Raw genomic sequence first — 19,191 nt, forward strand, 5'->3', positions numbered from 1 at the left:
TCGTATAAGCACCTATGGCGTGCTCGGGCCGGCCTCTATACTGCGGCGTCCACAGGAGTCCCCGATGCTGCGCCACGCCTGGAACCACACCCCCACTCACCAGAAAGTCTGGGCGCTGGCCGCTCCGATGATCCTCTCCAATATTTCTGTGCCGCTGGTGGCATTGGTCGATAGCACGGTGGTCGGCCATCTGCCCCACGCCCACCAGCTCGGCGCCGTGGCGGTGGGCAGTACGTTGTACGTGATGATCGTCGGCATTCTCGGTTTCCTGCGCATGGGCACCACCGGCTTTGCGGCGCAGGCCAGTGGCCGTGCCGACGGCGGTGCGTTGCGGCAGGTGTTGGTGCAAGGCTTGGTGTTGGCGGCGCTGCTGGCGCTGACCCTGGGGTTGCTCGCGCTGCCGTTTGGCGACATGGCGCTGGGGCTGATGAATCCTTCCGCTGAACTGGATGAACAAACCCGCGCGTTCTTCCACACGCGCCTGTGGGGCCTACCCGCTGCGCTGGCCAATTTCGCGCTGATAGGTTGGTTCCTCGGCGCCCAGAACGCGCGGGCGCCGTTGGCGATTCTGCTGGGCACTAACGTGCTGAATATCGTGCTGTCGTTGTGGTTTGTGCTGGGGCTCGACTGGGGCGTTGTCGGCGCTGCGCGGGCGGCGGTGCTCAGCGAATGGGGCGGCGCGCTGTTGGGCTTGGCGCTAACCAGCGGGGCGCTGCGGCGCTATCCGGGGCGCACCCATTGGGCGGCGATGACGTTGTGGCGAAATTGGCGGCCACTGCTGGCGGTGAACCGCGACATTTTTATCCGCTCACTGGCGCTGCAGGGCGTGTTCTTCCTGCTCACGGTACAAGGCGCGCGACTGGGCGATGAAACCGTCGCGGCCAACGCCCTGCTTCTTAATGGCTTACTGCTGACTGCCTATGCCCTCGACGGGTTTGCCCATGCCGTCGAGGCCCTGTGCGGCCACGCGTTAGGCAGTCGTGACCGGCAAGGCCTGCTGCGTAGTCTGGTGGTGGCCGGCGGCTGGTCGCTGATTGCCAGTCTGGTATTTGCGCTGTGCTTTGCCGTAGGCGGTCATGTGTTTATCGCCCTGCAAACCGATATCGCCGCCGTGCGCCACACCGCTGACATTTACCTGCCGTACCTCGCGGCTTTGCCGCTGGTGGCCGTGTGGAGTTACTTGCTCGACGGCCTGTTTATCGGTGCCACCCGTGCACGGGAAATGCGCGACTCCATGCTGCTCAGCGTGGCGCTCGCCCTGCCGCTGGCCTGGTGGCTGCAGGATTTCGGCAATCATGGGCTGTGGTTGGCGTTTCTGGCTTTCATGGGACTACGAAGCCTGTGTTTGGGTGTCTATGCTTATTACCTGACCCGCCACGACCTGTGGTTCGTTTCGCCAAGTCCCGAAGGATCAGCGAATGCTCATACCGAAGAATCCCGTTAACGAACTTGTTCGTCAGGAAGTACTGGATAACCAGGAGCTGCTCGATACGCCGGCCGACCCTTATCTCGACGTGCTGGTGCGCATCGTCAGCGAGATGTTCGAGGTCAAGACCGTGCTCATCAGCCTGGTAGATCGCGAGCGTCAATGGTTCAAGGCGCGCCTCGGCCTGGAGGTTCCTGAAACGCCCCGCAGCGTGTCGTTCTGCGGCCACGCGATTCTGCAAGATGACGTGTTTATCGTCGAAGACACCCACACCGACCTACGTTTCGCCGACAACCCTGTGGTCACTGGTCCGCCGTGGCTGCGCTTTTACGCCGGGCAACCCTTGTTTGCACAGGATGGCCACGCCATTGGCACCCTCTGCCTGCTGCACCCGGCGCCCAAAACCCTCAACCGCAAACAGAAACAGCGGTTGCGCGACATGGCCACTTTGGCCGAAGGCTATTTGAAGCTGCGCCATGTCAGCGAGCAAACCGTGCAGCTGCGCGCCGCGTTGAGTCGCGAACAACGCAAAACCATGCTCGATACGCTCACCCAAGTGTGGAACCGCGCCGGTCTCGAACACTTCCTGCCCCGCGAACAATCGCGCGCCGAGGAACGCGGTATGCATCTGGGGCTGCTGTTCTGCGACCTCGACTATTTCAAACGGGTAAACGACGCTCATGGCCACGACGCCGGCGACAAAGTGCTATGGGAAAGTGCTCGCCGCATTGCCGCCGCGGTGCGCCCGCAAGACGTCGTGACCCGCAGCGGCGGCGAGGAATTTGTGGTGCTCACGCAAGTGCACGACGAACAGGAGTTACGCCTGATCGGCGAGCGTATCCGCACCGCCGTGACACGCACGCCCATACCAGCGGGTGATGTGGAACTGGCCCTGACCATTAGCGTCGGCTGCGCGCTGGCCGAGCCGCAGGAAAACCCCGAACGGGCACTCAAACGTGCGGACAAAGCGCTGTACCACGCCAAGGGCAACGGACGTAATCGTGTGGAGTTTGAAGAATTTGCCGGCAAAGGGCTGAACTGAACAACGCCTAATACCGCGCCGCTTTTGTAGAAGCGAGCTTGCTCGCGAACCCTGCAAACGCCTGAAAATGAGGATTGTACGGTTCGCTAGCAAGCTAGCTCCTACAGGAGAAATACGTTTTCCCCAGACTGAGAGAACCCAACATGGCCGCCGCCATCGCTGCGTACTTGCACTACCTATCGATCTTCCTGCTGTTCGCCCTGCTCACCCTCGAACACCAACTGTTCAAACTGCCGCTGGACCTGAGCCGCGCCCGCAGCCTGATCCGCATCGACATCGCCTACGGCGCCACCGCTGGCCTGGTGCTGGCAACCGGGGCGGCGCGCGTGATGTGGTACGGCAAAGGGTTGGACTACTACCTGAACAACAGCGTGTTTCACGCCAAGTTCGGCCTGTTCATTCTGGTCGGCCTGATCTCCATCGTGCCCACCTTCGTCTTCCTTAACTGGCGCAACACCCTCAAAGCCGGCGAGCTGCCCACCATCAGCGCCAAGCAAGCGATGCTGGTGACCATGGTCATTCGCATCGAACTGCTGCTCCTGCTGATCATTCCGCTGTTAGCTGCGCTGATGGCTCGGGGTTACGGAGTCATCGGCTCGTAGCGCTCAATTTGATCCGCTACTTATCCGGCAACGCATACGCAATGACGTAATCCCCCCGCTCCGGTGACTGACGGGCGCCGCCGGCGCTGATGACGATGTATTGCTTGCCGGTTTTCGGTGACACGTAGGTCATCGGGCCGGATTGACTGCCGACCGGCAGACGGGATTTCCAGATTTCCTTGCCGTTGCCGCTGTCGAAGGCGCGCAGGTAAAAATCCTGGGTGCCGGCGAAGAACAACAGGCCCGACTGGGTGGCCATGGAGGCGCCCAGCGTCGGCATGCCGATAGGAATCGGCAGGTGCATTTTGATGCCCAGCGGGCCGGTGTCTTGCACGGTGCCGACCGGCACTTGCCAGACCAGCTTGCGGGTTTTCAGGTCGATGGCGGACAGGGTGCCAAACGGTGGTTTCTGGCACGGAATGCCAGCCACTGACAGAAAGCGCTGACGCATCGCGCCGAACGGGGTGCCAGCCTGCGGCACCACGCCCATTTCGATACCGCTGGCGCCAGCGGCAATTTTGTCGCGCGGGATCATGTAGTTGGCCAAGCCCAGGCGCATGTCGTTGACGAACATGTAGTGGGTGTTCGGGTCCACCGACACGCTGCCCCAGTTCATGCCGCCCAAGGAGCCGGGAAATTGCAAGGCGGGGTCCAGGCCTGGCGGGGTGTACACACCTTCATGACGCATGCTTTTGAATTGGATGCGACAGAGCAACTGGTCGAAAACGGTGGCGCCCCACATGTCGGCTTCGTACAGCTGCTGGTTGCCAATCGAGGGCATGTCGACCGAGAACGGTTGCGTCGGCGAGTAGCGCTCGCCCGGCACGTTGCCTTGCGGCACGGGGCGTTCGTCGACCTTGGCAATCGGCACGCCAGTGGCGCGATTGAGCAGGAAAATTTCGCCTTGTTTGGTGATTTGCGCCAGCGCCGGCTGGGTGCCGCCGGCATCGTCTGGCACATCGTAAAGCAGCGGCTGGGCCGGGATGTCGAAGTCCCACAGGTCGTGGTGGGTCATTTGGAAGTGCCAACGAACGGCGCCGGTGGCGGCTTCGACGGCCACTACCGACGAGCTGTATTTATCGTCCAGCTCGGTGCGGCTGCCGGCCCAGAAATCCGGCGTGGCGTTGCCGGTGGGCAGGTAGATCAGGCCGAGTTTTTCGTCATAAGCCATGGCCGACCACACGTTCGGCGTGCCGCGCGTGTAGGTTTGCCCTACGGGTGGACGTTGGGTGGTTTGCGGGTTGCCCGGGTCCCACGCCCAGACCAATGCGCCGGTGTGCACATCGAAGGCGCGCACCACGCCTGGCGGTTCTTCGGTGGAAAAGTTGTCGGCGACGCGCCCGCCCACGACCACCACATTGCCGGCCACCAACGGAGTTGAGGTTTGCTGGTAGTAGCCCGGTTTGACCTCGCCCATATCCGTGGTCAGGTCGACGGTGCCCTGGTTGCCGAAGTCGCTGCATGGCTCGCCGGTTTCGGCGTTCAAGGCGATCAGGCGGGCGTCGATAGTCGGCAGGAAGATGCGCTTGGCGCAGGCAACCGGCGCACTCGGCGCCGTGCTTGCTGCCGCGTTTTGAGCGGCAGGCTGCTCGCTCGGCGCGTCCTCAAAATAGCCCAGGCCCCGGCAGCGCTGCCAGTTGGGCGCCGAGCCTTTGGGGTCGAAGTGCCAACGCTCTTTGCCGCTGTCCACATCCAGCGCGAACACCTTGCCGTAGGCGGTGCAGTGGTAAAGCGTGTCGCCGATTTGCAGCGGCGTGTTCTGGTCTTCAGCGCCGGAGCCGGTGCTTTCAGGCAGGTCGCCGGTGCGGAAGGTCCAGGCCACTTGCAGCTTATCGATATTGTCTTTGTTGATCTGGTCGAGCGCGGCGAAGCGGTCGCCATGGGTGGTGTTGCCCCAGTGTTTCCAGTCTTTCTGTTCCTGCCCTTTGACCACGGGTGTGACAGGCGTATCGCTGTCGGCCGCCACCATTGGCGTGGGCACAAAGGCGTAAGCGCAGGTGGCGACAATCGCGACGGCCAGCACAGCGCTCAATACGTAGGAAAAGCGCCCGGGCTCGTCGTGCAGCTCTGGCGACAGACGTACCAGCGTCGGGTAAAGCAGCGCGACGACCAGACCGATCACGGCAAAGACAAACAGCCGCGACACCAGCGGCCAGAATTCCAGGCCGGTTTCCCACACTGCCCAAATAGCCGAGAGCACCACGATCACGGCAAACAACGCAGCCCCGTTCGGATTGCGCTTGGCAATCAGCACACCGGCGCCCAGGGTCGCCAAACCGCACAAGCCGAAGTACCAGCTGCCGCCGAGCACCGCCAGGTAAGCGCCGCCCCCAATCAGGTACAAGCCGACCAAGGCAATGGCGATGCCCACGGCCATGACCAGCCAGCGGGCGGCTTTGCCGGGGCGCCGGGCGCCAACGGTTATGGGATCTGTCATGCACTGTTCCTCGTGTTCGTTTGCCCGGTCGCGCCGGGCAATTAGCAATCAGATTGGCAACCCAACGTGGGCGGCCAAAACGGCGAGCAAGGGTGCAACATCCGGCGCCAGAGCGGCTGCGCTGGGGTGACTTTTGTGCCGATAATCGCCCACTATGCCCATTCCGCATCGTTTGCGGTTTTCACTGACCTGTATAAAACCGGCCATGACTGCATTGAATCGAATCCCGCCTTACACCCTGCTACTCACCGCGCTCGCCGTCGCCACCGCCAACGCCGAGCAAGCCGTTCCAACCGTACAGCTCGATCCGCTGGTGGTCAGCGGCTCTCGCCAAGCGAGCGACAGCTTTCACCTGCCCTTCTCGGTAGACAGCGTAGATCGCCAGCAAATCAGCGATGGTCAGTTGGGCATCAACGCCTCGGAGGCGCTTAGTCGCGTGCCGGGACTGGTGGTACAAAACCGTCAGAACTACGCGCAAGACCTACAAATTTCCTCACGCGGTTTCGGTGCCCGATCGGCGTTTGGCGTGCGTGGCATCAAGCTGATCACCGACGGCATTCCAGCCAGTACCGCCGATGGCCAAGGCCAGGCGGCGACCTTCAATCTGGACACCGCCGAGCGCATAGAAGTGCTGCGCGGGCCAGCGTCTACCCTGTATGGCAGCAACGCGGGGGGCGTGGTTCAGGTCTTTTCGCGTGACCCTGAAGGGCCGCCGACCGTGGGTGCCGAGACCATTTTTGGCAGCGACGGCCTGAACAAAAATCACCTGAGCGCTGAAGGCGCGAATGAAAATGCCGGTTTTCTCTTGGACGCTTCGCGCATGGACACCGACGGCTACCGCGACCACAGCGCCGCCCGCCGCGACCAGACCTTCGCCAAGCTCAACCTGAAACCGGACGACGACAGCAAGCTCGCGCTGATTTTCAGCAGCCTGGAGCAGAACGGCACGCAGGATCCGCTCGGCCAGAGCTGGGACGCATACAAGGCCGACCCGCGCTCGGTGACGGGCAACGCCGAGCTTTACAACACGCGCAAAAGCATCGATCACCAGCAAGTTGGCGCGAACTACGAGCGCTATTTTGGCGACGCGACGTTGCAGGCTACGGCGTATGCGGGCAGGCGCAGCGTGGTTCAGTATTTGTCGATTCCCAAATTCGTCGGGCAGACAACCGTTATTACTCCGTCAAACGCCAACGGCGGCGGCGTTGTGTCGTTCGACCGACGCTTCCACGGCGGCAGCCTGCGTTGGCTGCAACCGGTCGGTGAAGTCGATGTGGTGTTTGGCCTTGACTACGACCAGAGCGAAGACGACCGCCAGGGTTACCAAAACTTCAACGGCGACCAACTGGGTGTAAAAGGCGCCCTGCGCCGCGATGAAAAGGACACCGCCACCAGCCTCGACCCTTACGCCCAAGCCACTTGGCAGGTTGGCGACTGGACGTTGCAGGGCGGCGTGCGCTACAGCACCGTGGAAATCGACGTCGACGATCATTACCTGATTAATGGCGATGACAGCGGCAATCGGCGTTACGAACAGGCAAGCCCGGCCTTCAGCGTTGGATATGCCTTTACGCCTGAGCTGAACGGTTATGTCAGCGTGGGTAGAGGATTTGAAACGCCCACCCAGGGCGAACTCGCGTACGCGCCGAACAACGTTTCGGGGGTCAATTACAACCTCGACCCGTCCACCAGCACTCAATACGAGGTCGGCCTTAAAGCAGTGGCCGGCAGCGCCACGCGCATCAATGCAGCGGTCTTTCAAATCGAGACCGACGACGAAATCGTGGTCTTTGCCAACAGCAATGGCCGCACCAGCTACCAGAACGCCGGCCGCACATTACGACGCGGTTTCGAGTTGGGCGTGGAAAGTGAGCTCAGCGAGCATTGGCGCGCGAACCTCGCCTACACGTATCTGCAAGCGCAGTACGACTCCAGCTTCGTCAGCGGCACCCGCGCCATCGACAGCGGCAACAACCTCCCCGGCGTTCCGCGCACCACTTTGTTCGCAGAACTCGACTGGCAGCCCATCGACGGCATCAGCACCGCCGTCGAAGGCCTTTACCGCAGCAAGGTCTACGTCGAAGACAGCAACAGCGCCAAGCCCGCGCCGGCGTACAGCGTGTTCAACTGGCGCGCGCGCTTCGAGCAAAAACATGGCGCCTGGACGGTTCACCAACTGGTGCGGCTGGACAACCTGTTCGACAAGCAATACGTGGGCTCGGTGATCGTAGGAGACGGCAATAGCCGGTACTACGAGGCAGCGCCGGGGCGCAGTTGGTATGCGGGGGTGGGGGCTTCTTACCAGTTCGAGTGACTGGGTTTTCAGGATCAAAAGATCGCGGCTAAAGCCGCTCCCACAGAGATATGCCATCTGTGGGAGCGGCCGGCCGGCGTTCCGGTTTAGCCGCGATGCTTTTAGGTGCCGGCAGGTTCCCAAACGGATTGCGTGATACGGGAGATGTGTGATCTGTGGGAGCGGCTTTAGCCGCGATTCCTGGAAACGAAGAGATCAAGAGCATCGCGGCTAAAGCCGCTCCCACAGTTATCTATTTCTTTTAGAGCACCGGCAAACGCTCATCCAGCAACTGATACAACGCCGATCCCGCCGGCCAATTACGCAAGAACCGCGCGCGGTCGCGGGCGTAGGCGCTGGCGAAGCTGCTTTGGTTACGGTGTTGTTGCATGGCGTCGAGGTCGATCAATGTCCACTGCTCCTGGTGCCAGAACAGGTTGTGACCTTTGAAGTCGCCATGGCTGATGCGCTCGCGGATCAGCGCGGCGAACAAGCGGTCGAGTTGCAGCAGTTCCTGTTCGGGCGGCGAGCTGTTCAGGTAGGGCGCGAAGCGGGCGATCAGGTCTTCTTCGCCGCAGTAGGCTGTCACCAGATACGCGCGGCTGCGCAACCAGCACCAGCGATGTTCGATCACGGCGAGCGGCAACGGCGTGGCGATGCCCAGCACCAGCAAGCGATTGCCTTCCAGCCAGCTGTGCCACGCGCGGCTTGGGCGCCAGAAGCGTTTCAGCCAATGGGCGAAGCTTTTGACGTTGTAGCGTTTAACCACCAACGGTTCGCCATTCAGCTCAACCCGCGCCACGGTGGCGGCCCCGCCGGTTTTGTACAGGTGGCCGCTGTCGATGGCGGCATCCGGTGCACTGAGCAAGGCTTGCAAGCGCGGCTCGGCCTGGCGTCGCACAACCCGCGCGCCAAACGCGCCGATGTGGGCGCTGAACAGGCTGCAATCACGGGCGGCTTTTTTCAGGTAGTCGCGCACGCGCCAGCGACGCACGTTGGCGATTTCGCCGAGCAGTTTCTCCAGTGGCAAGGCGTGCTCGCCGTTGACCAGCAGGTAGTGAATCAGCAGTTCTTCCAGAAACGGTTCCAGGTTGCCGGGCAACTGGGCGAAGAACACGCCGAGGTTGCGCAGCACTTCGTCCCGGCCCAACGGCTGGCCCGGCACTTGCGCTTGCACGCCGCCGCCATCAATCAGGTACAGCTGACCGTTGTGCTGCAAAAGGTTGTCGGGGTGCAGGTCGGCTTGCCACAGGCCTTTGCTGTGCAATTTGCCGATGGCCTCCAGCGCTTGGGCCAGCACCGCTTGCTGGCCGTCAGAGGCTGGCGCTTCGTGCTCAACCAGACGCCAGGCATCGCCGATGCTCTGGGCGTTATCCAGGTATTCGAACAGCAGCCAGCCGCCCTCGCCTGGCTCAAAGCGTTCGGCCAATAGCGCAGGCGTCAGCAGCCCCTGGTCGAGGAGCAAATGCACGCCTTTGGACTCGCGATGAAAACGCCGTTCCGCCTTGGGGCCGACCAACAATTTGGCGAACACCTCGCGCCCGCGCCAGGTGGCTACACCGACATAACGGTGCCCCGGCAGCACGCGCAGCAAGGTGTGCAATTGCAACGGTTCGCCGCCCACCTGCACGGTGATGGGCAGCGCTGGGGTGCGGCCGGCGCCGTTCAGTTGGCTCAGGCTCATTTGCGCGCTGCCTTGTGGGCGCTGCGGGCGCCGAGGCGTTTGCTCCACGTCTGCGCGCTGCCTTTGTCGCCCACGTAGGCGAGCAGCAGGTGCCAGATTTCTTCCTGACTCCAACTGCTGGCACGGCGCAACAACGGCTCGAGGTCTTTGATGCGGTCGCGTTTGCCGAAGACCAGGCGACGGGTTTTTTCCAGATCAATCAACTGCGCGTCGAAGCCGTCGGCCGACTCACGCAGGAAAATATGCTTGGGGTAAAAGCAGCCGTGCATCTGATGGGCGCTGTGCAGGCGGCGGGCCAGTTCGCCGCACGCGCGCAAAATGGCCATGCGCTGGGCTTCGCTGTGGTTGTTCCAGTCGCGTAGCCAGTATTCGAGATCATTCCAGCCATCGAGCGCTCGGGTCAGCAGAATCGCTTGCTCGTTGCCGTCTACCCGGCGCTGGGCGAAAAACGCCGCGTGCAGGGCTGGAATGCCGAGCTTCTGGTAGCGCTCGATATTGCGCAGCTCGCGGGCAAAGGTCGGTTCGCCGAAGGGGCGCAGCGGGCTGCGGGTCAGGTGGTTCGTCTGACGTTTGAGGTAGTAGGCGTGATCGCCCAGCACCAATCGCGACACCGAGCTGTAACCGCCCCGCTCGGTGTTCGGCTCGTCCACCGCCTCCAGCTCCAGCGCCCACAGCGCGTCGAAGCTGTCGAGCTGGTGGGCGGCTAGAATCGCCCGGTCTTCAGCGGCGATAAAATCCTTCATTCCCGACCCTCAAAAAATTTCACGATCTTGCGGATCTGTTTTTTGTCCGCTTGGTTAAGCCGGGCGTGCCCACTGTATTGCAGGTAGAAGCGCAGGCGCTGGGTGTTCGACAGCTTGTACTTGGCCACTTTGTCGAGGCAGGCGAGGTCTTTGATGATCCGGTAGCGCAGGATAAACCCACGCCAGAACGCGCCGTTGGGGCAGTCGATAAAAAACAGCGTGCGCTGGTCGTCGACCAGCAAGTTGCGCCATTTCAAATCGTTGTGGGTGAAGTGATGGTCGTGCATCACGCGCGTGCCGTGGGCCAATTGCCGGCTGACGCCATCGACCCAGGCCGGGTCTTGCAGCCGTGCATCACCCTTTTTGGCCATGCGCCCGAGGTCGTCGGTATTGGGCAACTCGCGGGTGATCATGGCGCCGCGCACAAACGCGCCATTGCGCCGCTCGAAACCACGCGCCACCACTTCGGCGGTGGGCAAGCCCCAGTCGGCGAAGCGTTGCAGGTTTTGCCACTCGCTGCGCACCCGCAGGCGCGCCAGGTATGGACGCAGGCCCTTGCCGGCGCTGCGGTAACGCTTCACGTAATACCCGACGCCGTCGCGCTCGACGCGGATCACTTCGGAAATCGGGTCGCGCGTCATGCGCTGGCCGGTCAGGGCGAACACTTCGTCGAGTCCACCGAAGTCGGCGACCAAGTGTTGGTAGTTCGGGTCCAGGTGCCACGACGCCATCAGAGCGCGTCCCCGTAGCGCTGTTTGCGGTCGTAGAGTTTCGCCGCTTTGCGTTCCAGCCAGCTCAGCAGGCTCGCCTGCTCGCGCAGAATCTGGCGCAGCGAACCGGTGCCGTTGGCGGCTTTGAAGTAGGTGCGCAGGAAACGCAGTTTGTCCCGTTGCGTCAGGCCGATATCCAGCGCCGAGAAGTACAGGGCGGCGAGGTCTTTATCGCGCCAGCGGCGGCTGATTTTCTCGCGACTTTGGGCGCGGTGCAGGTCGATGACCGAGAGTCTGAAATCATCGGCTGTCACCGGCTTATCGGTGTGCAGCAGGAAGTGGCAGATGTAGCAGTCGCGGTGGTTGACGCCGGCGCGGTGCATGGTGCCGGTCATGCGCGCCACTTCGTCAATCAGCGCCCACTTGAGCCGAGGCGCGGGCGGCTGCTTGATCCAGTCGATGCTGAAATCTTCAAGGCTGACGGTCGGCGCCAACTCTTCGGTGACAATAAACGAGTGCTGCGCCGCCGGGTTGGCGCCGCGCTCGCCGTAGGCCACGGCGGTCATGGTCGGCACGCCCGCTTCGGTCAGGCGTTCGATGGCTTTCAGTTCCTGTCCGGCGCCGAGCACTGGCAGCTTGGCGGTGAACAGGTTTTTGAAAATTTCGCCCCAGCCAATGCCACGGTGAATTTTCACGAAATAGCCGCGACCATCGACTTCGGTGCGCAACGTACGGCGGCCTTCCAGCTCGCGGTACACCTGGCCGTCCAGGCGCTCGACTTCGGTGAAGGCGTCGCGCCCAGCCCACAAGTGTTTGAACGGTTCAGTCAGCATCAGCTTCATGGGCGCGCCTCCAGAATCACATCGGCTGCGCGTTGCGGCAGGCTGTAGAGGTCGGCGCTGTCGGCGAAGGCCAGGCCGTTGGCCGCCCAGGCTGCACGTTGCGCGTCGTCTTCGAGCATGGCGCGCAAGGTGCTGTTCAGCCGTTCCTGGTCGAACGGGCTGGGGATAACGCGCCCGCAATCGGCTTCTTCGATGTAGTGGGCATAGCCGCACACATCGGTAACCAGTACCGGCAATCCCGCCACCAACGCTTCGAGCAACACGGTGCCGGTGTTTTCGTTGTAGGCGGGGTGAATCAGCAGGTCAGCGCCGAGCAGGAAGCGCGGGATGTCGCTGCGACCTTTGAGAATCTGCACCTGCTCGCCAATGCCCAGCGCCGCCACTTGCAGCAGGAACGGCTTGGGATCGTCCTGACCGATCACGATCAGCCGCGTGCGTTTGCGCAGTTCTTTGGGCAACGCGGCCACGGCCTTGAGGCTGCGGTCCAGGCCTTTGGTTTTAAAGCCGGAGCCGATTTGCACCAGCAGCAAGTCGTTGTCGCCCAGGTTGAATTCACGGCGGAACTCAGCGCGAATGTCGGCGGCATTGGCCGGCGCGCGACGGTCGGCGGCAATGCCCGGCGGCAGCAAATGAAAGCGCTCGGCGGGCGTGCCGTAGTGTTTGACGAACAGCGGCTGCTGCACCTCGGAAATCATCAGCACGTCGGTTTTTGCGCTGGGGGCGAACACGGCGCGCTCGTAGTCGGAGAAGTGCTTGTAGCGGCCCCATTTACGGTACAGGGCGTTGCGCAGGTTTTGCGCTTTGTCTTCAAAGCAGCCGTCGGCGGCGTAGTACACGTCCAGGCCCGGCATTTTGTTGAAGCCGACCACGCGGTCGACCGGGCGCTTGGCCAGGTCGGCCTGCACCCAGGCCAGCAGCTTTTCGTTGCGACGGTGGTTGAACCAGGCTTTCACCGGCGCCACCAGCACTTCGAAGCCGGGTGGAATGTCGCCTTCCCAGATCAAGGTGTAGACGCGAATGCTGTGGCCACGCTGCTGGCACTCCAGGGCGATACGCATGAAGTCACGCTGCAGGCCGCCGAAGGGGAAGTATTTGTAGAGCACAAAAGCCAGTTGCATTACACAGTCTCCGGCGCCAAGAGCAGGGCTTGTAACTCGGTGGCCACACGCTCGGGCAGCAGGTCATCGAAACAGGGTTTTTCGCGATCACCCAGACCGGCATTCGAGCCGGTGGCGCACAGGTGAATCTGCGAACGGCCATAGGCGCCGACACGGCCCGGCAAGGTCGGGCCGTACAGCGAAATGGTCGGCACATCCAACGCGGCGGCCAGATGGCCGAGGCCGGTGTCCACCGCCACGCAGGCTTGCGCCCCGGCGATCACTTTCGCCACGCCCGCCAGGTTTAATTTGGGCAGTACCACGGCGTTTTCCAACCCCGCGGCGATCCGCTCGGCGCGTTGCTGCTCGGCTTCGTTGCCCCACGGCAGGCGAATGGCGTAACCCAGCTCGCTCATTTGCTCGGCCAAACTGCGCCAGTACGCTTCCGGCCAGTGCTTGCTGGCCCACGTGGTGCCGTGCAGAAACAGCAAATACGGCGGCGCGCCGGGGTCGGCCAGCAAGGCGCGGTTGAGGCCGTAGTCGCCAATGGCTGCCGGCAGCGGATAGTCCAGCGCCTGGGAGAACAACTGGCGAATGCGCTCCAGCGCATGCTGCTCACGCGGCACGGCATAGGTGCGGTCGTAGAAGCGGCAGGCAATCGGCTCGCGCGCCGAGTCGCGGTCGTAACCGGCGATGGGGCCGTTGACGTAGCGCGTCAGCCAGGCGCTTTTCAGCAGGCCCTGGGCGTCAATTACCAGGTCGTAACGGGTTTCGCCGAGGCGCTGTTTGAAGCGTTTCCAGTCGCCATTCTTGAAGGTTTGCCAAAGGTTTTTCCGCCAGCGGCGGATCGCCACCGGAATCACCTGCGCCACGGCGGGGTGCCAAGCAGGAATTTCCGCGAAGCCTTCTTCCACCACCCAGTCGAACTGAATACCGGGAATGGCGCGCGCCGCATCAGTGAGCGCCGGCAGGCTATGTATCACATCGCCGAGCGACGAGGTTTTAATCAGCAGAACCCGCATCAATCGACCTCGACCGGGTCTGGCGCAATCCGCCCCAGCGCTTCCATCACCGGCCGTGGTTTCAGTTCGCGCAGGCAGTTGTAGTGGCCGAAGCGGCAGGTGCGGTCGAAGCATGGGCTGCATTCGATGCCCAGGCGCACGATTTCCACCTGGTCGGCCAGCGGCGGCGTAAAGCCCGGCGAGGTAGAGCCGTAAATCGCCACCAGCGGACGGTTCAGCGCAGCCGCCACGTGCATTAAGCCAGAGTCGTTGGAGGCCACGGCCGAGGCGCAGGACAGCAAGTCGATGGCTTCGGCCAGCGAGGTTTCGCCGGCCAGGTTGCGGGCTTCTTCGCGCAGGCCGGGAATCAGCCGGGCGCGGATAGCCTCGCCAACGGCGTGATCGTTTTTCGAACCGAACAGCCACACCTGCCAGCCGGCACGAATTTTCAGCTCGGCTACTTTCGCGTAGTGCTCAGCCGGCCATTTTTTCGACTCGCCAAACTCGGCGCCCGGGCACAGCGCCAGCACAGGACGGTCCAGGCTCAGGCCGAACTTGGCCAACGCGGCGTCGCGACTTTGCGGCTCGATGCGCAGGTTCGGTTGCGGGTACGGCTTGGGCAGCTCGGCGCCGCGCTCGTAGGCCAGCGCCATAAAGCGCTCGATCATCAGCGGGTAGCGTTCTTTGTCGAGTTTGCGCACATCGTTGAGCACGCCGTAACGCAGCTCGCCTTTCCAGCCGGTGCGTTTGGGGATGCCTGCGAAAAACGGCACCAGCGCCGATTTCAGCGAATTGGGCAGCACAATGGCTTGATCGTACTGGCCCGCCAGGGACTTGCCGATGCGCCGACGAACGCCCAGCTCCAGCGCCCCATGGCCAAGGGGAAAGCTCAACGCGCTGCGCACTTCGGGCATGCGCTCAAGAATCGGGCGGCTCCAGTCGGGCGCCAGCACGTCGATGTGGCAGTCGGGGTGGCGTTGCTTCAGGCACTGGAACAGGGTCTGCGCCATCACCATGTCGCCTACCCAGCTCGGCCCTACGATCAGTATGTTCATTCAAACTCCGCAAATGAGCAGGGAGGCGGTTAAGCCTCCCTGTCACTGCTTGATAGCGGTTGTCGCGGCGTTATTTAACGGCGGTGCGCCATTCGGCGTGGGCGCTGGTCTGGCCAGTTACCAGGTCGAAGTAGGCTTTCTGCAGTTTTTCGGTGACCGGACCACGGCTGCCGATACCGATGCTGCGGCCGTCGACTTCGCGAATCGGCGTTACTTCAGCGGCGGTGCCGGTGAAGAACGCTTCGTCAGCGATGTACACCTCGTCGCGGGTGATGCGTTTTTCCACCACCGGAATATTCAGCTCGCCGGCAAGGGTCAGCACGGTGCTGCGGGTAATGCCGTTCAAGCACGACGTCACTTCAGGGGTGTAGAGCACGCCGTCTTTGATCAGGAAGATGTTCTCGCCCGAGCCTTCGGCTACGTAGCCTTCCGGGTCCAGCAACATGGCTTCGTCGGCGCCGGCCGACACCGCTTCCTGCAAAGCCAGCATCGAGTTGATGTAGTTGCCGTTGGCCTTGGCGCGGGTCATGGAAATGTTGACGTGGTGGCGAGTGAAGGAGCTGGTGCGCACCTTGATGCCTTTTTGCAGGGCTTCGTCGCCCATGTACGCGCCCCAATGCCAGGCGGCGACGATCACGTGCACTTTCAGGGTGTCGGCGCGGATGCCCATGGCTTCAGACCCGTAGAACACCATCGGGCGGATGTAAGCGGATTCCAGGTTGTTTTCACGCACGGCCGCACGGGTGGCTTCGTTGATCTGCTCTTTGGTGAACGGCATCTTCATGTTCATGATGTGAGCCGAATCGAACAGGCGGTCGGTGTGCGCTTGCAGGCGGAAAATCGAGGTGCCCTGCGGGGTGTTGTAAGCGCGAACGCCTTCGAAAACACCCATGCCGTAATGCAGGGTATGGGTCAGCACGTGGGTGGTTGCGTCGCGCCATTGCACCAGCTCGCCGTCATACCAAATCACACCATCACGATCGGCCATCGACATCGTTCAGCTCCTCAGAAATTTGCTTCAGTAGGGTTGCTTGAAATACGAGAATTAAGGGTTCGGTTTGCTTGATTCGGTTGTGCCGCTGCGGGGCGTTTCAACTGAGCCCCAGTTCACGCCAGACGCGCATCACATCCTGGCGTTCATGCTGGAATTGCTCGCCGCTGACGGTGCCTGGCTGCTTTTGCAATGCCAGGCGGTGCGAGGCGGAGCGGTAGGCTTTATAGATTTCCTGCAGCAGCGTGACATCGGCTGCGGGCATCAAGCCCAGGCGTTCAAGGCCTTCCAGAATGCGAATGTTGTCGGTGTACTGCAACAGCGGCGGATACGCGCCGGACCAAGCCAAGGCCGCGTATTGCACCATAAATTCAATATCGACGATACCACCGGCATCCTGCTTGAGATCGAACGGCGCAGCGGCCTCGAAGGTGTTTGCCGCCGTGCCGCCAGCGGTTTGCTTGCTGCCCAGGTTGTCGCGCATCTTGGCGCGCATCTCGCTGACTTCAGCGCGCAGCTTGTCCAGATCACGGCTACGACCGAGCACATGCGCACGCACCACTTCGAACGCTTTACCCACCCGTTCGCTGCCGACCAATACGCGCGCGCGCACCAGCGCCTGGTGTTCCCAGGTCCAGGCTTCGTTCTGTTGATAACGCTCGAACGCGCCCAGGGAACTGACTAGCAAGCCCGCCGCACCGGAGGGGCGCAAGCGCATGTCCACTTCATATAACTGGCCGGAGTTGGTTTGCGCGGTGAGCAGGTGAATGATGCGCTGCCCCAGGCGGTTGAAGAACTGCGCGCCATCGATGGGCTTGGCGCCGTCGGTTTCGGCCTGCGGGTCGCCGTCGTGAATAAACACCAGATCGAGGTCCGAGCCGTGCCCGAGCTCGATACCGCCGACCTTGCCGTAGCCGACGATGATGAAATCCGGATCACACAGGCCACCGTCTGCGCGCTGCGGGGTACCGTGCTTGGCCACCGTGTGACGCCAGGCCAGCGCCAGCACTTGCTCCAGAATGGCTTCGGCGAGCCACGTCAGGTAATCGCTTACCTTCATTAAGGGCAGCGCCCCGGAGATTTCCGACGCGGCCACGCGAAGCCGGTGCGCCAGTTTGAAATGGCGCAGGGCTTCCATTTGCTGCTCAAGATCGTCTTCCGGAATGCGCGTCAGGCGCTCGCGCAATTCGGCGGCCAGCTCCGGCGCCAACGGCGGCTTGAACAGGCGGCCTTCATTCAGCAATTCGTCCAGCAGCAGCGGGAAGCGACTGATCTGTTCGGCAATCCACGGGCTCGCCGCGCACAGGGTCAAGAGTTGCTGCAACGCGCCGGGGTTTTCGGTGAGCAGCACCAGATAGGCCGAGCGCCGCGCCACCGCTTCAATCAACGGCAATACGCGTTCGAGCACCAGGTCGGGATTTTCGTGCTCCACCGCCTGCGCCAGCAGACGCGGAATAAAGGCATCCAGGCGCTCACGCCCCAGACGCTGCATGGCGCGCACCTGATTGCCATTGCGCAGACCAGCCAGGCGGTGCAGCGCAGCGGCCGCGTCACTGAAGCCGGCGTCAGCCAGTTGCCGGCAGGCGCTTTCCTCGTCCAGCCCGTCTTCCCACAGGGGCAGCCACTCGCTGCCAACGCACAGGTCAGCCTCGCCGTTTTCGTCTTCATCCGGGTCGGCAATCACCTGCCCGAAGTGCCAGGCGATGCGCTCGCGCCAATACATCAGGCGCTCGTGGAACGCGGCCCAGGTGTCAAAGCCCATGATGAAGGCAACGCGGGTGCGGTCATCGTCGTTGTCCGGCAGCATTTGCGTCTGGCGGTCGGCGATGGCCTGGATGGCGTGCTCGGTGTAACGCAGAAACTCGTAGCCGTCGCGCATTTCGGCGACCACGGCAGGTGGCAAGTAGCCCTGCCCTTCCAGGGTTTTCAGCATCTTTAATAGCGGCCGCTGTTGCAGGCTGAGGTCGCGGCCGCCGTGGATCAGCTGGAACGCCTGGGCAATGAACTCCACCTCGCGAATGCCGCCGGAGCCGAGTTTGATGTTGTCGGCCATGCCCTTGCGCCGCACTTCCTGCTGAATCAGCAGCTTCATCGCGCGCAGCGCTTCGATGGCGGAAAAGTCGAGGTAACGGCGGTAAACGAAGGGGCGCAGCAGGTCGAGCAACTGCGCGCCTGCGGCTTGGTCGCCGCCCACCACGCGGGCCTTGATCATGGCGTAGCGTTCCCAGTCGCGGCCCTGGTCTTGGTAGTACTGCTCCAGCGCGTTAAAGCTGAAAACCAGCGAGCCGGCTGAACCGTAGGGGCGCAGGCGCATGTCGACGCGGAAGACAAAGCCATCGACGGTGATGGCATCCAGCGCTTTGATCAGCCGCTGGCCGAGTTTGATAAAGAATTCCTGGTTATCCAGCGAGCGCTTCACGCCTTCGGTTTCGCCGCCTTCGGGGTAGGCAAAAATGAGGTCGATGTCGGAAGACAGGTTCAACTCCACCGCGCCCAACTTGCCCATGCCCAGCACCACCATGTGCTGCGGCTCGCCGCTGCGCCCGCCCATAGGCGTGCCGAATTGTTCGCAGTGCCGCGGGTACAACCATTGATAGGTGAGGTCGATGCTGGCGTCGGCCAGGTCGGACAGGTCACGGCAGGTTTGCGCCAGGTCGGCCAGGCGGTTGACGTCGCGCCAGATGATCCGCACTTGCTGACGATTACGCAGGCGGCGCAGCACGTGCCCCAGTTGCGCTTCGTCGCTGCTGGCATTTACGGCCTCGGCCATTTGCGCGCGCAACTCGCCCGGTTGCAGCGGCCGCTCCAGCTCACCGCTTTCGGCCAGGGCCAGCAGCATGTGCGGGTCGCGGGTGGCTTGCTCGCTGACGAAATCGCTGGCGCCCACGACGCGTTTGAACGCCTCCACGCGCTCTGCCGGCCAGGCATCGAACTGCCCCGCTGCTTCGCCGAGGGCGTTGCGGAACGATTGGTCAGCGCGTTGGACGAAAGAAATAAGGGAGGGCGGCAAGGCGACGAGCGGCGGCAGGTTCATGATCTATCCTGTTTGATCTGCTATCACATACAAACCGCTGAGAGCCCCGGATTGTCGCGATTTTTGCGTTGTAATGTGTACACAATGTAGTTTTACTACTAAAGAATGTGTCCCAAGGGCTGAAACCTCCGTCGATTTGTAGTAAAACTACACGCGGCCGGTCCTACCTCCGGTAAATCCAAGAATTCACGTGCCCGCCCAAAAGGCCGGCAACGAACACAAGGTTTTCGATTC

At 62.4% G+C, this 19,191-nt stretch carries 14 protein-coding genes; 4 read left to right on the forward strand and 10 right to left on the reverse strand.

What is annotated here, in order from left to right:
• Positions 1 to 64: 64 nt before the first annotated feature.
• The 3 genes from ACZZZU_RS11475 (at position 65) to ACZZZU_RS11485 (ending at position 3,070) form a co-directional block, all read left to right on the forward strand.
• The gene (locus ACZZZU_RS11475) at positions 65 to 1,444 is read left to right on the forward strand and encodes an MATE family efflux transporter (protein WP_463550646.1); all 1,380 of its coding nucleotides are present in this window, start codon (positions 65 to 67) and stop codon (positions 1,442 to 1,444) included.
• On the forward strand, positions 1,419 to 2,468 hold the full coding sequence (locus ACZZZU_RS11480) for a sensor domain-containing diguanylate cyclase (protein WP_122493268.1): 1,050 nt from the start codon (positions 1,419 to 1,421) through the stop codon (positions 2,466 to 2,468). The genes ACZZZU_RS11475 and ACZZZU_RS11480 overlap by 26 nt, the downstream gene beginning before the upstream one ends.
• 143 nt (positions 2,469 to 2,611) lie before the next feature.
• Complete coding sequence (locus ACZZZU_RS11485; RefSeq protein WP_463550647.1) at positions 2,612 to 3,070, forward strand: DUF2214 family protein; 459 nt, start codon at positions 2,612 to 2,614, stop codon at positions 3,068 to 3,070.
• A 16-nt stretch (positions 3,071 to 3,086) separates the two neighbouring features.
• Here the strand turns inward: ACZZZU_RS11485 and ACZZZU_RS11490 are convergent, their stop codons facing one another.
• A complete protein-coding gene (locus ACZZZU_RS11490) occupies positions 3,087 to 5,507 on the reverse strand; it encodes a glucose/quinate/shikimate family membrane-bound PQQ-dependent dehydrogenase (protein WP_463550648.1) in 2,421 nt (806 codons plus the stop codon).
• Between the two features lie 205 nt (positions 5,508 to 5,712).
• On the opposite strand from ACZZZU_RS11490, the gene ACZZZU_RS11495 reads away from it, so the two are divergent.
• Positions 5,713 to 7,821, forward strand: a complete 2,109-nt coding sequence (locus ACZZZU_RS11495) for a TonB-dependent receptor family protein (protein WP_463550649.1) — start codon at positions 5,713 to 5,715, stop codon at positions 7,819 to 7,821.
• 241 nt (positions 7,822 to 8,062) lie between these two features.
• Here the strand turns inward: ACZZZU_RS11495 and ACZZZU_RS11500 are convergent, their stop codons facing one another.
• From ACZZZU_RS11500 to glnE, 9 genes are all read right to left on the reverse strand, one after another.
• Entirely contained in the window at positions 8,063 to 9,484 is a 1,422-nt protein-coding gene (locus ACZZZU_RS11500) for a lipopolysaccharide kinase InaA family protein (RefSeq protein WP_463550650.1), read from the reverse strand.
• On the reverse strand, positions 9,481 to 10,227 hold the full coding sequence (locus tag ACZZZU_RS11505) for a lipopolysaccharide kinase InaA family protein (RefSeq protein WP_463550651.1): 747 nt from the start codon (positions 10,225 to 10,227) through the stop codon (positions 9,481 to 9,483). The genes ACZZZU_RS11500 and ACZZZU_RS11505 overlap by 4 nt, the downstream gene beginning before the upstream one ends.
• On the reverse strand, positions 10,224 to 10,958 hold the full coding sequence (locus ACZZZU_RS11510; RefSeq protein ID WP_463550652.1) for a lipopolysaccharide kinase InaA family protein: 735 nt from the start codon (positions 10,956 to 10,958) through the stop codon (positions 10,224 to 10,226). The genes ACZZZU_RS11505 and ACZZZU_RS11510 overlap by 4 nt, the downstream gene beginning before the upstream one ends.
• Complete coding sequence (gene rfaP, locus ACZZZU_RS11515) at positions 10,958 to 11,779, reverse strand: lipopolysaccharide core heptose(I) kinase RfaP (protein ID WP_463550653.1); 822 nt, start codon at positions 11,777 to 11,779, stop codon at positions 10,958 to 10,960. The genes ACZZZU_RS11510 and rfaP overlap by 1 nt, the downstream gene beginning before the upstream one ends.
• Complete coding sequence (locus tag ACZZZU_RS11520) at positions 11,776 to 12,897, reverse strand: glycosyltransferase family 4 protein (RefSeq protein ID WP_463550654.1); 1,122 nt, start codon at positions 12,895 to 12,897, stop codon at positions 11,776 to 11,778. The genes rfaP and ACZZZU_RS11520 overlap by 4 nt, the downstream gene beginning before the upstream one ends.
• Positions 12,897 to 13,898, reverse strand: coding sequence for a lipopolysaccharide heptosyltransferase I (gene waaC, locus ACZZZU_RS11525; protein ID WP_463550655.1), 1,002 nt, complete (start codon positions 13,896 to 13,898; stop codon positions 12,897 to 12,899). The genes ACZZZU_RS11520 and waaC overlap by 1 nt, the downstream gene beginning before the upstream one ends.
• A complete protein-coding gene (gene waaF / locus ACZZZU_RS11530; RefSeq protein ID WP_463550656.1) occupies positions 13,898 to 14,932 on the reverse strand; it encodes a lipopolysaccharide heptosyltransferase II in 1,035 nt (344 codons plus the stop codon). Before waaF ends, waaC begins: the two co-directional genes overlap by 1 nt.
• A gap of 70 nt (positions 14,933 to 15,002) precedes the next feature.
• Entirely contained in the window at positions 15,003 to 15,926 is a 924-nt protein-coding gene (locus tag ACZZZU_RS11535) for a branched-chain amino acid transaminase (RefSeq protein WP_122450663.1), read from the reverse strand.
• A 97-nt stretch (positions 15,927 to 16,023) separates the two neighbouring features.
• Positions 16,024 to 18,957 carry a bifunctional [glutamate--ammonia ligase]-adenylyl-L-tyrosine phosphorylase/[glutamate--ammonia-ligase] adenylyltransferase gene (gene glnE, locus ACZZZU_RS11540; RefSeq protein ID WP_463550657.1) on the reverse strand — a complete coding sequence of 978 codons (2,934 nt, stop codon included), beginning with the start codon at positions 18,955 to 18,957 and terminating at the stop codon, positions 16,024 to 16,026.
• Positions 18,958 to 19,191: the final 234 nt, after the last annotated feature.

Source organism: Pseudomonas sp. AC136, from assembly GCF_979258585.1.

What these genes read in the sequence shown, in the direction of transcription:
- ACZZZU_RS11475 (WP_463550646.1), top strand. Translation starts at nt 65, where the DNA reads ATGCTGCGCCACGCCTGGAACCACACCCCCACTCACCAGAAAGTCTGG.
- ACZZZU_RS11480 (WP_122493268.1), top strand. Translation starts at nt 1,419, where the DNA reads ATGCTCATACCGAAGAATCCCGTTAACGAACTTGTTCGTCAGGAAGTA.
- ACZZZU_RS11485 (WP_463550647.1), top strand. Translation starts at nt 2,612, where the DNA reads ATGGCCGCCGCCATCGCTGCGTACTTGCACTACCTATCGATCTTCCTG.
- ACZZZU_RS11490 (WP_463550648.1), bottom strand. Translation starts at nt 5,507, where the DNA reads ATGACAGATCCCATAACCGTTGGCGCCCGGCGCCCCGGCAAAGCCGCC.
- ACZZZU_RS11495 (WP_463550649.1), top strand. Translation starts at nt 5,713, where the DNA reads ATGACTGCATTGAATCGAATCCCGCCTTACACCCTGCTACTCACCGCG.
- ACZZZU_RS11500 (WP_463550650.1), bottom strand. Translation starts at nt 9,484, where the DNA reads ATGAGCCTGAGCCAACTGAACGGCGCCGGCCGCACCCCAGCGCTGCCC.
- ACZZZU_RS11505 (WP_463550651.1), bottom strand. Translation starts at nt 10,227, where the DNA reads ATGAAGGATTTTATCGCCGCTGAAGACCGGGCGATTCTAGCCGCCCAC.
- ACZZZU_RS11510 (WP_463550652.1), bottom strand. Translation starts at nt 10,958, where the DNA reads ATGGCGTCGTGGCACCTGGACCCGAACTACCAACACTTGGTCGCCGAC.
- rfaP (WP_463550653.1), bottom strand. Translation starts at nt 11,779, where the DNA reads ATGAAGCTGATGCTGACTGAACCGTTCAAACACTTGTGGGCTGGGCGC.
- ACZZZU_RS11520 (WP_463550654.1), bottom strand. Translation starts at nt 12,897, where the DNA reads ATGCAACTGGCTTTTGTGCTCTACAAATACTTCCCCTTCGGCGGCCTG.
- waaC (WP_463550655.1), bottom strand. Translation starts at nt 13,898, where the DNA reads ATGCGGGTTCTGCTGATTAAAACCTCGTCGCTCGGCGATGTGATACAT.
- waaF (WP_463550656.1), bottom strand. Translation starts at nt 14,932, where the DNA reads ATGAACATACTGATCGTAGGGCCGAGCTGGGTAGGCGACATGGTGATG.
- ACZZZU_RS11535 (WP_122450663.1), bottom strand. Translation starts at nt 15,926, where the DNA reads ATGTCGATGGCCGATCGTGATGGTGTGATTTGGTATGACGGCGAGCTG.
- glnE (WP_463550657.1), bottom strand. Translation starts at nt 18,957, where the DNA reads ATGAACCTGCCGCCGCTCGTCGCCTTGCCGCCCTCCCTTATTTCTTTC.